The sequence below is a fragment of the Pseudomonas sp. BYT-1 genome (assembly GCF_023611805.1).
In the GTDB taxonomy this organism is placed as follows: domain Bacteria; phylum Pseudomonadota; class Gammaproteobacteria; order Pseudomonadales; family Pseudomonadaceae; genus Aquipseudomonas; species Aquipseudomonas guariconensis.
The window spans coordinates 5,547,330-5,561,081 of sequence record NZ_CP072559.1 but is presented as its reverse complement, the minus strand read 5'-3'; the positions used below and the strand labels follow the sequence as shown (position 1 = coordinate 5,561,081).

The window sequence follows — 13,752 nt, the reverse complement described above, 5'->3', positions numbered from 1 at the left end:
GTTGAAAGCCGGATGAGGCAAAAACAAACCGCCATTGTACCGGGAGGTAGACCAGTTATCCACATGTGACACCGACTTGCACAGGGACAAATCGGCCAAAAAACTTCCTAAACGCCTTACGTGCGCTGTGAATAAGCTCTGTGGATAACCCGCCCTGAGCACTATGCACAACCCCACCCTCAGACCTGTTGATAACTCATCTGTGGATAACAAGCCGTTCGCTCCACAGGTTGTGCGTGTCATCAGCACAGCGAAGGCACCGCTTACCGACAAGGTTATGATTTCCTGAAACGCACATGGATAAAGGCCTGGGGTAGGTTATCCACAGATCGTTATCCACTAAAGATCTATAAGTTCTTCAGAAAAGCTTTTTATATGTCCTTCTTTTTTTCATGTTGTCCTCTCGCCCACGTCCGGATCAAGCCACCTGACGGCCTTCGACCCCTCCGTACCTTCTATAGGCAAAAGCTGGTTGGAAATTGACCTATGGGCTTGCTTTCTCTAGAATCGCCGGTCTCTTAAAAAGGGGGCCATTCCGGCCCGTTGTCGACAAACCCAGGTAACACGCCATGAAACGTACTTTCCAACCAAGCACCATCAAGCGCGCGCGCACCCACGGCTTCCGTGCCCGTATGGCTACCAAGAACGGCCGCGCTGTTCTGTCGCGTCGTCGTGCCAAAGGCCGTAAGCGTCTGGCAATTTGATTTTTCGGCACAGGTGGTGAGTCAGGACTTCAGTCGGGATAAGCGACTGCTTACACCCCGGCACTTCAAAGCGGTCTTCGACTCCCCAACCGGCAAGGTTCCAGGGAAAAACCTGCTGATCCTTGCTCGCGAGAACGGCCTCGATCATCCACGCCTCGGCTTGGTGATCGGCAAGAAGAGCGTCAAGCTCGCCGTTCAACGCAATCGTCTCAAGCGCTTGATGCGCGATTCGTTCCGTCTGAACCAGCAGCTGCTCGCCGGGTTGGACATCGTGATCGTCGCGCGCAAGGGATTGGGCGAGATTGAAAACCCAGAATTGCACCAACACTTTGGCAAGCTCTGGAAGCGACTGGTTCGCAGTCGGCCCTCTCCAGCGGCTAATGCCGATTCCGCAGGGGTAGACAGTCACGATGCGTAAACTGGCACTCGTTCCGATCCAGTTTTACCGTTATGCCATTAGTCCACTGATGGCCAGTCACTGTCGTTTCTACCCCAGTTGCTCCTGTTACGCTTATGAAGCCATTGAAAACCATGGCCTCTTGCGTGGTGGGTGGCTGGCCGTTCGTCGCCTGGGGCGTTGTCATCCGTGGAACGACGGTGGTTTCGATCCCGTTCCGCCCGCTCCTTCCTCCCGAACTTCTTCGATAGCCGAGTAATCATGGATATTAAACGCACGATCCTGATCGTCGCCCTGGCAATCGTGTCCTACGTCATGGTCCTGAAATGGAACCAAGACTACGGTCAGGCTGCCTTGCCGACTCAGAATACTGCTGCCAGCAATGTTGCCCCGGCGCTGCCGGACACCGTTCCGGCCGGCAATAACGGCGCCAGCGCCGATGTGCCGAGCACCAATGCTGAAGCGACCCCAGCGGAGCTGGCACCTGTCGCTGTCAGCAAGGACCTGATCCGGATCAAGACTGATGTCCTGGACCTGGCTATCGACCCGGTCGGCGGTGATATCGTCCAGTTGACTCTGCCGAAGTACCCGCGTCGCCAGGATCATCCGGACATTCCGTTCCAGCTGTTCGACAACGGTGGCGAGCGCGTCTACCTGGCCCAGAGTGGCCTGACGGGCAGCAACGGTCCGGACGCCCGTTCCACCGGCCGCCCGCTGTACGCTTCCGACAGCAAGAGCTACCAGCTGGCTGATGGCCAGGACCAACTGGTGGTGGACCTGAAGTTCAGCGAAAACGGCGTCAACTACATCAAGCGCTTCAGCTTCAAGCGCGGTGAGTACGACCTGACCGTCAGCTACCTGATCGATAACCAGAGCGGCCAAGCCTGGAACGGCAACCTGTTTGCCCAACTCAAGCGTGACGCCAGTTCCGATCCGTCGTCGAGCACTGCTACCGGCACCGCCACCTATCTGGGCGCAGCCCTGTGGACAGCTTCGGAGCCGTACAAGAAAGTGTCGATGAAGGACATCGACAAGGGCAGTTTGAAAGAAAATGTGTCCGGTGGCTGGGTTGCCTGGCTGCAGCACTACTTCGTGACCGCCTGGATCCCGAATAAATCGGACAACAACGTCGTCCAGACCCGCAAGGACAGCCAGGGCAACTACATCATCGGTTACACCGGTCCCGCTCTGAACGTCCCAGCTGGCGCCAAGGCTGAAACCAGCGCCATGCTGTATGCCGGTCCCAAGATCCAGTCCAAGCTCAAGGAACTGTCCCCAGGGCTGGAACTGACGGTCGACTATGGCTTCCTGTGGTTCATTGCCCAGCCGATCTTCTGGCTGCTGCAACATATCCACAGCCTGCTGGGTAACTGGGGCTGGTCGATCATCGTCCTGACCATGCTCATCAAAGGTCTGTTCTTCCCACTTTCCGCCGCCAGCTACCGCTCGATGGCGCGTATGCGCGCCGTTGCGCCGAAACTGGCCCAGCTCAAGGAACGCTTCGGTGATGATCGCCAGAAGATGTCCCAGGCGATGATGGAGCTGTACAAGAAAGAGAAGATCAACCCACTGGGTGGCTGCTTGCCGATCCTGGTCCAGATGCCGGTGTTCCTGGCGCTGTATTGGGTACTGCTGGAAAGTGTCGAGATGCGCCAGGCCCCATGGATGCTGTGGATTACCGACCTGTCGATCAAGGATCCGTTCTTCATCCTGCCGATCATCATGGGCGCCACCATGTTCATCCAGCAGCGTCTGAACCCGACTCCACCGGATCCGATGCAAGCGAAGGTCATGAAGCTGATGCCGATCATCTTCACCTTCTTCTTCCTGTGGTTCCCAGCCGGTCTGGTGCTGTACTGGGTTGTGAACAACTGCCTGTCCATCGCACAGCAGTGGTACATCACCCGTAGCATCGAAGCCGCAACCAAAAAAGCTGCTGCTTGACCAACGGCTGACGGCTGTGAATAAAAACGCCCCCTCGTGGGGCGTTTTTGCTATCTGTGTATTTTCCGTAGAGGTTTTCGAGCATGAACACTGTGCGTGAAACCATCGCCGCCATTGCAACCGCCCAGGGGCGCGGAGGCGTTGGCATCGTCAGGTTGTCCGGTCCACTGGCCAGCCAGGCAGGGCAGGCCATCACCGGCCGAATCCTGACGCCACGCCATGCCTACTATGGCCCGTTCCGTGACAACGATGGCCTGGTGTTGGATGAAGGCATCGCCTTGTTCTTCCCGGGGCCGAACTCATTTACCGGCGAAGATGTCCTGGAGCTGCAAGGCCATGGTGGTCCGGTGGTGATGGACATGCTCCTGCAGCGTTGTCTGCAGTTGGGCTGCCGCCTTGCACGCCCAGGTGAATTCAGCGAACGGGCGTTTCTCAACGACAAACTCGACCTCGCCCAGGCTGAAGCGATCGCCGACCTGATCGAGGCGAGCTCCACCCAGGCAGCGCGAAACGCCCTTCGCTCACTGCAGGGCGCTTTCTCCAAGCGGGTGCACGATCTGACCGAAGCGTTGATCGCATTGCGCATCTACGTCGAGGCGGCGATCGACTTCCCTGAAGAGGAGATCGATTTTCTAGCCGATGGCCATGTACTGTCGATGCTCGATAACGTGCGCAGCGAGTTGTCCACAGTCCAGCGTGAAGCCGGGCAGGGCGCTTTGCTGCGCGACGGCATGACCGTCGTCATCGCTGGTCGTCCGAATGCCGGAAAGTCCAGCCTGCTCAATCGCCTGGCTGGTCGGGAAGCCGCTATCGTCACGGACATCGCCGGGACCACGCGGGATATCCTGCGTGAACATATCCACATCGATGGCATGCCGCTGCACGTAGTGGACACCGCTGGCCTGCGCGACACCGACGATCATGTGGAAAAGATCGGCGTCGAACGTGCCCTGAAGGCCATCAATGAAGCGGATCGGGTGCTCTTGGTAGTGGATTCCACAGCGCCGGAAGCAAGCGATCCGTTCGCCCTGTGGCCAGAATTTCTCGACAAGCGGCCAGACCCAGCCAAGGTCACACTGATACGAAACAAGGCCGACCTCAGTGGTGAGTCAGTCGGCATGGAGCAGTGTGAAGATGGCCATGTGACCATCACCCTCAGCGCCAAGGGTGAAGACGGTGGGCTGGAGTTGTTACGCGATCATCTCAAGGCTTGCATGGGCTACGAGCAGACTGCCGAAAGCAGTTTCAGCGCCCGACGGCGTCATCTGGAAGCCCTGCGCCAAGCCGAGTCGCATCTGGAGCATGGTCGCGCTCAACTGACCTTGGCCGGCGCCGGAGAATTACTGGCCGAAGACCTGCGACAGGCACAGCAAGCACTGGGCGAGATCACCGGGGCCTTCAGTTCCGACGACCTGCTGGGACGTATCTTCTCGAGCTTCTGTATCGGCAAATAGCGTCGCGCCGAGGTTTTACACAGAGCCGCTCCACCGGGAGCGGCTTTTTTTTGCCTGTGGAAAGACCCGGCGGGCAGCCCGATCGCGGAAAAAATCATCAACAGATGCGAAGCAGAGCGGATAAGCTCTGTGGAAAAGTCGCCTTCAGCACCGTTGATAACCAGCTATTTTTGTTGAGGACAAACCGCCCTGTGGGTAATTGGCACTTTAATCCACAGGTTAAACGCTGTTATCCAGAACCCTCATGCCCCTTCAAACACAGGGTTTTGAATCCACCAAGAGTGCATGGATACTGGGCTGCATAAGTTTATCCACAGAGGTCTGGGTGCATAAGAATAAACATAAAAACAAAGCTTTTTTAAATTTTTCCTCTTTGTTTTCTTTTACCTGCCATTCATCCACAGCCTGGTCAAATTTTGCTCAGAAGGTTCCTTTGAAGGGGGTGAAGTCCCTATACTTGTCCGCTTACCTTCTCTATTCGCAAAAACAGGCACGAGGTGCGTGGTGGATTTCCCTTCCCGTTTTGAAGTGATCGTCATCGGCGGCGGCCATGCCGGTACCGAGGCTGCGCTTGCGTCCGCACGCATGGGTGTGAAAACCCTGCTGCTGACCCATAACGTGGAAACCCTCGGTCACATGAGCTGCAACCCGGCTATCGGTGGCATTGGCAAGAGTCACCTGGTCAAGGAAATCGATGCGCTCGGCGGCGCCATGGCGCTGGCCACCGACAAAAGCGGCATCCAGTTTCGTATCCTGAACAACCGCAAAGGCCCCGCCGTCCGTGCGACCCGTGCCCAGGCTGACCGCGCTATCTACAAGGCCGTGGTCCGCGAGATCCTGGAAAACCAGCCGAACCTGTGGATATTCCAGCAGTCCTGTGATGACCTGATCGTCGAGCAGGACCAGGTCAAAGGCGTCATTACCCAGATGGGTCTGCGCTTTTTCGCCGACTCGGTGGTTCTGACTACTGGTACCTTCCTCGGTGGACTTATCCACATCGGTCTGCAGAACTATTCCGGCGGTCGTGCAGGCGATCCGCCCGCGATCGCCTTGGCCCACCGCCTGCGTGAACTGCCGCTGCGCGTCGGTCGTCTGAAAACCGGTACCCCACCCCGTATCGACGGGCGTTCGGTTGACTTCTCGGTGATGACAGAGCAACCCGGTGACACACCGATTCCAGTCATGTCGTTCATGGGCAATGCCGACATGCATCCACGCCAGGTGAGTTGCTGGATCACCCACACCAATGCCCGTACCCACGAGATCATCGCCTCGAACCTCGACCGTTCACCGATGTACTCGGGCGTCATCGAAGGCGTAGGACCGCGATACTGCCCATCGATCGAAGACAAGATCCATCGCTTCGCCGACAAGGAAAGCCACCAGGTGTTCATCGAGCCGGAAGGCCTGACCACCCACGAGCTATACCCCAACGGCATCTCCACTTCGCTGCCGTTCGATGTGCAACTGGACATCGTCCGCTCGATCCGTGGCATGGAAAATGCCCACATCGTTCGCCCGGGCTACGCCATCGAGTACGACTATTTCGACCCGCGCGACCTCAAGTACAGCCTGGAGACCAAGGTCATTGGCGGGCTGTTCTTCGCCGGGCAGATCAATGGCACCACCGGCTACGAAGAGGCCGGGGCCCAAGGTCTGCTGGCTGGCACCAACGCCGCGCTTCGCGCCCAGGGCCGTGACAGCTGGTGTCCGCGCCGCGACGAGGCCTACATCGGTGTACTGGTCGACGACCTGATTACTCTCGGTACCCAAGAGCCATACCGCATGTTCACTTCGCGTGCCGAATACCGGCTGATCCTGCGCGAGGACAATGCCGATCTGCGCTTGACAGAGAAGGGCCGCGAGCTCGGGCTGATCGACGACGCCCGCTGGGCGGCGTTCTGCGCCAAGCGTGAAGGTATCGAGCGGGAGGAACAGCGGCTGAAATCCACATGGATCCGTCCGGGAACGCCCGAAGGCCAGGCGGTTGTGGATAAGTTCGGCACACCGCTGAGCCATGAGTACAACTTGCTGAACTTGCTGGCGCGTCCTGAAATCGACTATGCCGGATTGATCGAAGCGACCGGTGGGGAACAAATCGATCCACAGGTGGCCGAACAGGTCGAGATCAAGACCAAATACGCCGGCTATATCGACCGTCAGCAGGAAGAAATCGCCCGCCTGCGTGCCAGCGAAGATACCCGTCTGCCTGTGGATATCGACTACACCACGATTTCCGGGCTGTCTAAGGAAATCCAGAGCAAGCTCGGCCAGACGCGTCCAGAGACCCTCGGGCAGGCTTCGCGTATTCCGGGCGTGACGCCCGCCGCAATTTCCCTGTTGCTGATTCATCTGAAAAAACGCGGCGCAGGCCGCGAATTGGAGCAAAGCGCTTGAGTTCCCTGGTCACCCCGCAACATGCAGAAGAGTTGTCCACAGGCGCGCGCCAGCTCGGTGTCGAGCTGAGCCCGCAACAGCAGGAAAAACTGCTGGGTTACCTGGCCCTGTTGATCAAGTGGAACAAAGCGTACAACCTGACCGCAGTGCGCGACCCAGACGAGATGGTGTCGCGCCATTTGCTGGACAGCCTGAGCGTCATGTCGTTTATCCACAAAGACACCCAGCGTTGGCTGGATGTCGGCAGTGGCGGCGGTATGCCGGGGATTCCGTTGGCCATTCTGCATCCGCACAAGCAAGTGACGCTTCTCGACAGCAATGGCAAGAAGACACGCTTCCTTACCCAGGTGAAGATGGAGCTCAAGCTGGACAACCTGCAGGTTATCCACAGCCGGGTGGAAGAGTTCCAACCGGCGCAGCCGTTCTGCGGGATCATCTCTCGTGCGTTCAGCAGCATGGAGAACTTCACCAACTGGACACGCCACTTGGGCGACGCCCGGACGCAATGGCTTGCAATGAAGGGGCTGCATCCGGCCGATGAACTGGTAGCATTGCCCGCAGACTTCACAGTGGAAAGCGAGCAGGCCCTGACCGTTCCGGGTTGCCAGGGCCAGCGCCATCTGCTGATACTGCGCCGCAAGGCATGACTGGGAACACACGCAACAATGGCTAAGGTATTCGCAATCGCGAACCAGAAAGGTGGTGTGGGCAAGACCACCACCTGTATCAATCTCGCCGCATCGCTGGCCGCGACCAAACGTCGCGTGCTGCTGATCGACCTCGATCCACAGGGCAACGCCACCATGGGTAGTGGTGTGGACAAGCACGTCCTGGAGCATTCGGTCTATGACCTGCTGATCGGGGAATGCGACTTGGCCCAGGCCATGCACTACTCCGAGCATGGCGGCTTCCAGCTGCTGCCGGCCAACCGCGACCTCACCGCCGCCGAAGTGGTGCTGCTGGAAATGCAGATGAAGGAGAGCCGCCTGCGCAACGCGTTGGCGCCGATCCGCGAGAATTACGATTTCATCCTCATCGACTGCCCACCCTCGCTGTCGATGCTGACCCTCAATGCCCTAGTCGCCTCCGATGGCGTGATCATTCCGATGCAGTGCGAGTACTACGCGCTCGAAGGTCTCAGCGACCTTGTGGATAACATCAAGCGCATCGCCGCCCGCCTGAACCCGGAGCTGAAGATCGAAGGTCTGCTGCGGACCATGTATGACCCGCGCCTGAGCCTGAACAACGATGTGTCGGCCCAGCTCAAGGAGCACTTCGGAGACCAGTTGTACGACACGGTCATTCCTCGCAACATTCGCCTGGCCGAGGCGCCGAGTTTCGGCATGCCGGCCCTGGCCTACGACAAGCAATCGCGTGGCGCACTGGCCTACCTGGCACTGGCCGGGGAACTGGTGCGCCGTCAACGCCGTCAATCACGCACTGCACAGACAACTTAAGGAATCCGCATGGCCGTTAAGAAACGGGGTCTCGGACGTGGGTTGGATGCACTGCTCAGTGGTCCTTCCGTCGGCGCGCTCGAAGAGCAGGCTGTGAAGGTGGACCAGAAGGAACTGCAACACCTGCCGGTCGAACTGATCCAGCGTGGCAAGTATCAGCCACGCCGCGACATGGACCCCGAAGCGCTCGAAGAACTGGCGCACTCGATTCGCAACCAGGGCGTGATGCAACCGATCGTGGTCCGCCCGATCGGTGAGAACCGCTACGAAATCATCGCCGGTGAGCGCCGCTGGCGCGCCACCCAGCAGGCTGGCCTGGACACCATTCCGGCCATGGTCCGCGAAGTGCCGGACGACGCCGCCATCGCGATGGCCCTGATCGAGAACATCCAGCGTGAGGATCTCAATCCGCTGGAAGAAGCCCTGGCGCTTCAGCGTCTGCAGCAGGAATTCGAGCTGACCCAGCAACAGGTCGCTGATGCCGTGGGCAAGTCACGGGTTACCGTGGCCAACCTGCTGCGCCTGATCTCACTGCCCGAAGCGATCAAGACCATGCTGGCCCACGGCGACTTGGAGATGGGCCATGCCCGTGCATTGCTTGGGCTGGAAGAAAATCGCCAGGAAGAGGGGGCGCGGCATGTTGTCGCACGTGGCCTTACCGTGCGCCAGACCGAGGCATTGGTGCGTCAATGGCTCAATGGCAAATCTGATCCGGTCGAGCCGAGCAAACCTGATCCGGATATCGCGCGCCTTGAACAGCGTCTGGCAGAGCGTCTGGGCTCGGCGGTTCAGATACGTCATGGCAACAAGGGCAAAGGCCAACTTGTAATTCGTTACAACTCTCTTGATGAGTTGCAAGGCGTACTGGCTCACATTCGCTGAAACACTTCCTGTTGTAGCGCGCAGTCGGAAATCACTACCGAATAGTTGAATAGGGGTTAAACCACCCCTATACTCTGCGCGCATTTTGTCGGCACAAATTATGCCAAGTCATTGCTGACTTGACGGTCGACTTTCGAGGAGCAGTTGTGATGGAAATCCGCACGCCAAACCGCTTGCCTTTCCATCGCTGGGCGGTTTTTCCGGTACTGCTGGCTCAATGTATCGTGTTTCTGCTGGCAACTCTGGTGTTGTGGCAGTGGCAAGGAGCGGTCAGCGGTTATTCAGGTCTCTGCGGAGGGTTGATTGGCTGGCTGCCCAATGTGTATTTCGCCTGGAAGGCTTTTCGCTATAGCGGGGCCAGGGCAGCGCAGGCCATCGTCAAGTCGTTTTACGCAGGCGAGGCAGGCAAATTGATTTTGACGGCAGTGCTTTTTGCACTGACCTTCGCAGGAGTGAAGCCATTGGCGCCGTTAGCAGTATTCGGCGTCTTCCTGCTGACCCTACTGGTCAGCTGGTTCGCGCCCCTGCTGATGAATAAAAGACTTTCGAGACCTTAGGGCGTTTGAGGCAACCATGGCAGCAGAAACCGCTTCGGGCTATATCCAGCACCACTTGCAGAACCTGACCTACGGTCAACTACCAGACGGCAGCTGGGGCTTCGCCCATTCGGCTGCAGAAGCCAAGGCAATGGGCTTCTGGGCGTTCCACCTGGACACCCTGGGTTGGTCCGTCGCGCTGGGTCTGATCTTCCTGTTCATCTTCCGCATGGCAGCCAAGAAGGCGACTTCCGGCCAGCCTGGCGGTCTGCAGAACTTCGTCGAAGTGCTGGTGGACTTCGTCAACGGCAGCGTGAAGGATTCCTTCCATGGCCGTAGCCCGGTGATCGCCCCACTGGCGCTGACCATCTTCGTCTGGGTGTTCCTGATGAACGCCATCGACCTGGTACCGGTCGACTGGATTCCGCAGCTGGCCATCCTGATCTCTGGCGACCCGCACATTCCGTTCCGTGCCGTGTCTACCACCGACCCGAACGCGACCCTGGCCATGGCCTTCTGCGTGTTCGCCCTCATCATTTTCTACAGCATCAAGGTCAAGGGCCTGGGCGGCTTCATCGGTGAGCTGACCCTGCACCCGTTCGGCAGCAAGAACATCTTCGTTCAGATCCTGCTGATCCCTGTGAACTTCCTGCTGGAATTCGTCACCTTGATCGCCAAACCGATCTCGCTGGCACTGCGTCTGTTCGGCAACATGTACGCCGGCGAACTGGTGTTCATCCTGATCGCCGTGATGTTCGGCGCCGGCATCCTCTGGCTCAGCGGCCTGGGTGTGGTGCTGCAGTGGGCGTGGGCTGTGTTCCACATCCTGATCATCACCCTGCAAGCCTTCATCTTCATGATGCTCACCATCGTCTACCTGTCGATGGCTCACGAAGATAACCATTAAGACCGCCTGGCGTGTCTGATAGCCTTCCCTGCCTGTTTGGGGGGAAGGCTGAAAACGTCCGCAAGGGCACCGCTGTACCAAACGATTTGTTTTACCGCTTCAAACTAAAAACCTAACCAATACGACGTAAAAGTCGGGAGGAAAGATGGAAACTGTAGTTGGTCTGACCGCTATCGCTGTTGCTCTGCTGATCGGCCTGGGTGCTCTGGGTACCGCCATTGGTTTCGGCCTGCTGGGCGGCAAGTTCCTGGAAGGCGCTGCTCGTCAGCCTGAGATGGTTCCGATGCTGCAGGTCAAAATGTTCATCGTTGCCGGTCTGCTCGACGCCGTAACCATGATCGGTGTTGGTATCGCTCTGTTCTTCACCTTCGCGAACCCCTTCGTTGGTCAGATCGCCGGCTAATCACTCGTTTCTACGAGTTGATTGGTGTGATGGACAAAGACCGAGCGAGGTGTTGGCGTGAACATTAATGCAACCCTGATTGGCCAATCCGTTGCTTTCCTGATTTTTGTGCTCTTCTGCATGAAGTACGTATGGCCTCCGGTCATCACTGCTCTGCAAGAGCGCCAGAAGAAGATTGCCGACGGCTTGGACGCTGCCAACCGCGCAGCTCGCGACCTGGAGCTGGCCCAAGAGAAAGCGGGTCAGCAACTGCGTGAAGCAAAGGCACAGGCAGCCGAAATCATTGAGCAAAGCAAGAAACGCGCTGCTCAGCTTGTCGAGGAAGCCCGTGAACAGGCTCGCGTCGAAGCTGACCGTGTGAAGGCTCAGGCTCAAGCCGAGATCGAACAGGAACTCAACAGCGTCAAAGACGCCCTGCGTGCCCAAGTGGGTGCCCTGGCCGTTGGCGGTGCTGAAAAGATCCTTGGCGCCACAATCGATCAAAACGCGCATGCGGAGCTGGTTAACAAACTGGCCGCTGAAATTTAAGCGAGGGCGATCATGGCAGAACTGACCACGTTGGCCCGACCTTACGCTAAGGCTGCCTTTGAGCACGCCCAGGCCCATCAGCAACTGGCCAATTGGTCAGCCATGCTCGGCCTGGCTGCTGCGGTGTCGGAAGACGACACCATGCAGCGCCTGCTCAAGGCCCCGCGACTGACAAGCGCAGAAAAGGCCGCCGCATTCATTGAAGTGTGCGGTGACAAGTTCGATGCACAGGCACAGAATTTCATTCATGTTGCCGCGGAAAACGACCGTCTCCTGCTCCTGCCGGAGATTGCCGCTCTGTTCGACCTGTACAAGGCCGAGCAAGAGAAATCCGTGGACGTGGAAGTCACCAGTGCTTTTGCGTTGAACCAAGAACAGCAAGACAAACTCGCCAAGGTTCTCAGTGCACGGCTCAGCCGGGAAGTGCGCCTGCACGCGTCGGAGGATGCCAGCCTGATCGGCGGCGTCGTCATCCGCGCCGGCGACCTGGTAATCGATGGCTCGGTTCGCGGCAAGATCGCGAAACTGGCCGAAGCATTGAAATCTTGAGTTTGAAGGGGCAGCAGAGCAATGCAGCAACTCAATCCTTCCGAAATTAGTGAAATCATCAAGGGTCGCATCGAGAAGCTCGATGTCGGCTCCCAAGCCCGTAACGAAGGTACCGTCGTAAGCGTTTCCGACGGTATCGTGCGGATCCACGGTCTGGCCGACGTTATGTACGGCGAAATGATCGAGTTCCCGGGCGGCGTATACGGTATGGCACTGAACCTGGAGCAAGACTCCGTAGGTGCGGTGGTACTGGGTGCGTACACCTCCCTCGCCGAGGGCATGAGCGCCAAGTGCACCGGTCGCATCCTCGAAGTGCCGGTCGGCAAGGGCCTGCTGGGCCGCGTCGTTGACGCGCTGGGCAACCCTATCGATGGTAAAGGTCCTCTGACCACCACCGAAACCGACGCGGTCGAGAAGGTCGCTCCGGGCGTTATCTGGCGTAAATCGGTAGATCAGCCTGTACAGACTGGCTACAAATCGGTCGACGCCATGATCCCGGTTGGCCGTGGCCAGCGCGAGCTGATCATTGGTGACCGTCAGATCGGTAAGACCGCTATGGCGGTCGATGCGATCATCAACCAGAAAAACAGCGGTATCTTCTGCGTTTACGTGGCCGTCGGCCAGAAGCAGTCGACCATCGCCAACGTCGTTCGCAAGCTGGAAGAAGCCGGCGCCCTGGCCAACACCATCGTTGTTGCCGCCAGCGCCTCGGAATCCGCCGCACTGCAGTTCCTGGCCCCGTACGCCGGCTGCACCATGGGCGAATACTTCCGTGACCGCGGTGAAGACGCACTGATCGTTTACGATGACCTGTCCAAGCAGGCCGTTGCCTACCGTCAGATCTCCCTGCTGCTGCGCCGTCCGCCAGGACGTGAAGCGTACCCAGGCGACGTGTTCTATCTCCACTCCCGTCTGCTGGAGCGTGCATCTCGCGTTTCCGAAGAGTACGTCGAGAAGTTCACCAACGGTGCCGTGACTGGCAAGACCGGTTCCCTGACCGCTCTGCCGATCATCGAAACCCAGGCTGGCGACGTTTCCGCGTTCGTTCCGACCAACGTGATCTCGATCACCGACGGTCAGATCTTCCTGGAATCGGCCATGTTCAACTCGGGCATCCGCCCTGCAGTTAACGCCGGTGTTTCGGTATCCCGTGTTGGTGGTGCCGCCCAGACCAAGATCATCAAGAAGCTGTCCGGTGGTATCCGTACCGCTCTGGCTCAGTACCGTGAACTGGCTGCATTCGCCCAGTTCGCTTCTGACCTGGACGAGGCTACTCGCAAGCAGCTGGAGCATGGTCAGCGCGTTACCGAGCTGATGAAGCAGAAGCAGTACGCTCCGATGTCCATCGCGGACATGGCGCTGTCGCTGTACGCCGCTGAGCGTGGCTTCCTGACCGACGTAGAAGTCTCCAAGGTCGGTAGCTTCGAGCAAGCACTGATCGCCTACTTCAACCGTGATCACGCCGAACTGATGGCCAAGATCAACGTGAAGGGTGACTTCAACGACGAAATCGACGCTGGCATCAAAGCCGGTATCGAGAAGTTCAAGGCCACCCAGACCTGGTAAGCCGCAGTGGGGGCTCCGGCCCCCGCTT

At 58.4% G+C, this 13,752-nt stretch carries 15 protein-coding genes; all 15 read left to right on the top strand.

All coding sequences use genetic code 11. The features are described from left to right. Positions 1–569: 569 nt before the first annotated feature. The 15 genes from rpmH to atpA all read left to right on the top strand — a co-directional run bounded on the left by rpmH (position 570) and on the right by atpA (position 13,724). Positions 570–704 carry a 50S ribosomal protein L34 gene (gene rpmH / locus J5X93_RS26135; protein WP_003253163.1) on the top strand — a complete coding sequence of 45 codons (135 nt, stop codon included), beginning with the start codon at positions 570–572 and terminating at the stop codon, positions 702–704. Between the two features lie 13 nt (positions 705–717). After that, positions 718–1,122 (top strand): ribonuclease P protein component, encoded by a 405-nt coding sequence (gene rnpA / locus J5X93_RS26130; RefSeq protein ID WP_070574400.1) that lies wholly within the window; start codon positions 718–720, stop codon positions 1,120–1,122. Next, positions 1,115–1,360, top strand: coding sequence for a membrane protein insertion efficiency factor YidD (gene yidD, locus J5X93_RS26125; RefSeq protein ID WP_011536514.1), 246 nt, complete (start codon positions 1,115–1,117; stop codon positions 1,358–1,360). Before rnpA ends, yidD begins: the two co-directional genes overlap by 8 nt. Before the next feature lie 2 nt (positions 1,361–1,362). Further along, positions 1,363–3,045, top strand: coding sequence for a membrane protein insertase YidC (yidC, locus tag J5X93_RS26120; RefSeq protein WP_043214205.1), 1,683 nt, complete (start codon positions 1,363–1,365; stop codon positions 3,043–3,045). A gap of 83 nt (positions 3,046–3,128) precedes the next feature. Further along, complete coding sequence (gene mnmE / locus J5X93_RS26115) at positions 3,129–4,499, top strand: tRNA uridine-5-carboxymethylaminomethyl(34) synthesis GTPase MnmE (protein WP_250034245.1); 1,371 nt, start codon at positions 3,129–3,131, stop codon at positions 4,497–4,499. Between the two features lie 504 nt (positions 4,500–5,003). Further along, positions 5,004–6,896, top strand: a complete 1,893-nt coding sequence (mnmG, locus tag J5X93_RS26110) for a tRNA uridine-5-carboxymethylaminomethyl(34) synthesis enzyme MnmG (RefSeq protein WP_043214202.1) — start codon at positions 5,004–5,006, stop codon at positions 6,894–6,896. Further along, positions 6,893–7,543 (top strand): 16S rRNA (guanine(527)-N(7))-methyltransferase RsmG, encoded by a 651-nt coding sequence (gene rsmG, locus J5X93_RS26105; RefSeq protein WP_043214199.1) that lies wholly within the window; start codon positions 6,893–6,895, stop codon positions 7,541–7,543. Before mnmG ends, rsmG begins: the two co-directional genes overlap by 4 nt. Before the next feature lie 18 nt (positions 7,544–7,561). After that, the gene (locus tag J5X93_RS26100; protein WP_043214197.1) at positions 7,562–8,353 is read left to right on the top strand and encodes a ParA family protein; all 792 of its coding nucleotides are present in this window, start codon (positions 7,562–7,564) and stop codon (positions 8,351–8,353) included. 9 nt (positions 8,354–8,362) lie between these two features. After that, positions 8,363–9,235: a ParB/RepB/Spo0J family partition protein gene (locus J5X93_RS26095; protein ID WP_043214196.1), complete on the top strand. Its 873-nt coding sequence runs from the start codon at positions 8,363–8,365 to the stop codon at positions 9,233–9,235. Positions 9,236–9,384: 149 nt separating this feature from the next. Continuing rightward, complete coding sequence (locus tag J5X93_RS26090) at positions 9,385–9,792, top strand: F0F1 ATP synthase subunit I (RefSeq protein WP_043214193.1); 408 nt, start codon at positions 9,385–9,387, stop codon at positions 9,790–9,792. 16 nt (positions 9,793–9,808) lie between these two features. Next, positions 9,809–10,678, top strand: coding sequence for a F0F1 ATP synthase subunit A (gene atpB / locus J5X93_RS26085; RefSeq protein ID WP_023383137.1), 870 nt, complete (start codon positions 9,809–9,811; stop codon positions 10,676–10,678). Positions 10,679–10,823: 145 nt separating this feature from the next. Further along, the gene (gene atpE, locus J5X93_RS26080; protein ID WP_003097235.1) at positions 10,824–11,081 is read left to right on the top strand and encodes a F0F1 ATP synthase subunit C; all 258 of its coding nucleotides are present in this window, start codon (positions 10,824–10,826) and stop codon (positions 11,079–11,081) included. 57 nt (positions 11,082–11,138) lie between these two features. Continuing rightward, a complete protein-coding gene (locus J5X93_RS26075) occupies positions 11,139–11,609 on the top strand; it encodes a F0F1 ATP synthase subunit B (protein ID WP_023383136.1) in 471 nt (156 codons plus the stop codon). A 12-nt stretch (positions 11,610–11,621) separates the two neighbouring features. Beyond that, positions 11,622–12,158, top strand: a complete 537-nt coding sequence (locus J5X93_RS26070; protein ID WP_043214190.1) for a F0F1 ATP synthase subunit delta — start codon at positions 11,622–11,624, stop codon at positions 12,156–12,158. 21 nt (positions 12,159–12,179) lie between these two features. Continuing rightward, positions 12,180–13,724 carry a F0F1 ATP synthase subunit alpha gene (gene atpA, locus J5X93_RS26065; RefSeq protein ID WP_043214188.1) on the top strand — a complete coding sequence of 515 codons (1,545 nt, stop codon included), beginning with the start codon at positions 12,180–12,182 and terminating at the stop codon, positions 13,722–13,724. Positions 13,725–13,752: the final 28 nt, after the last annotated feature.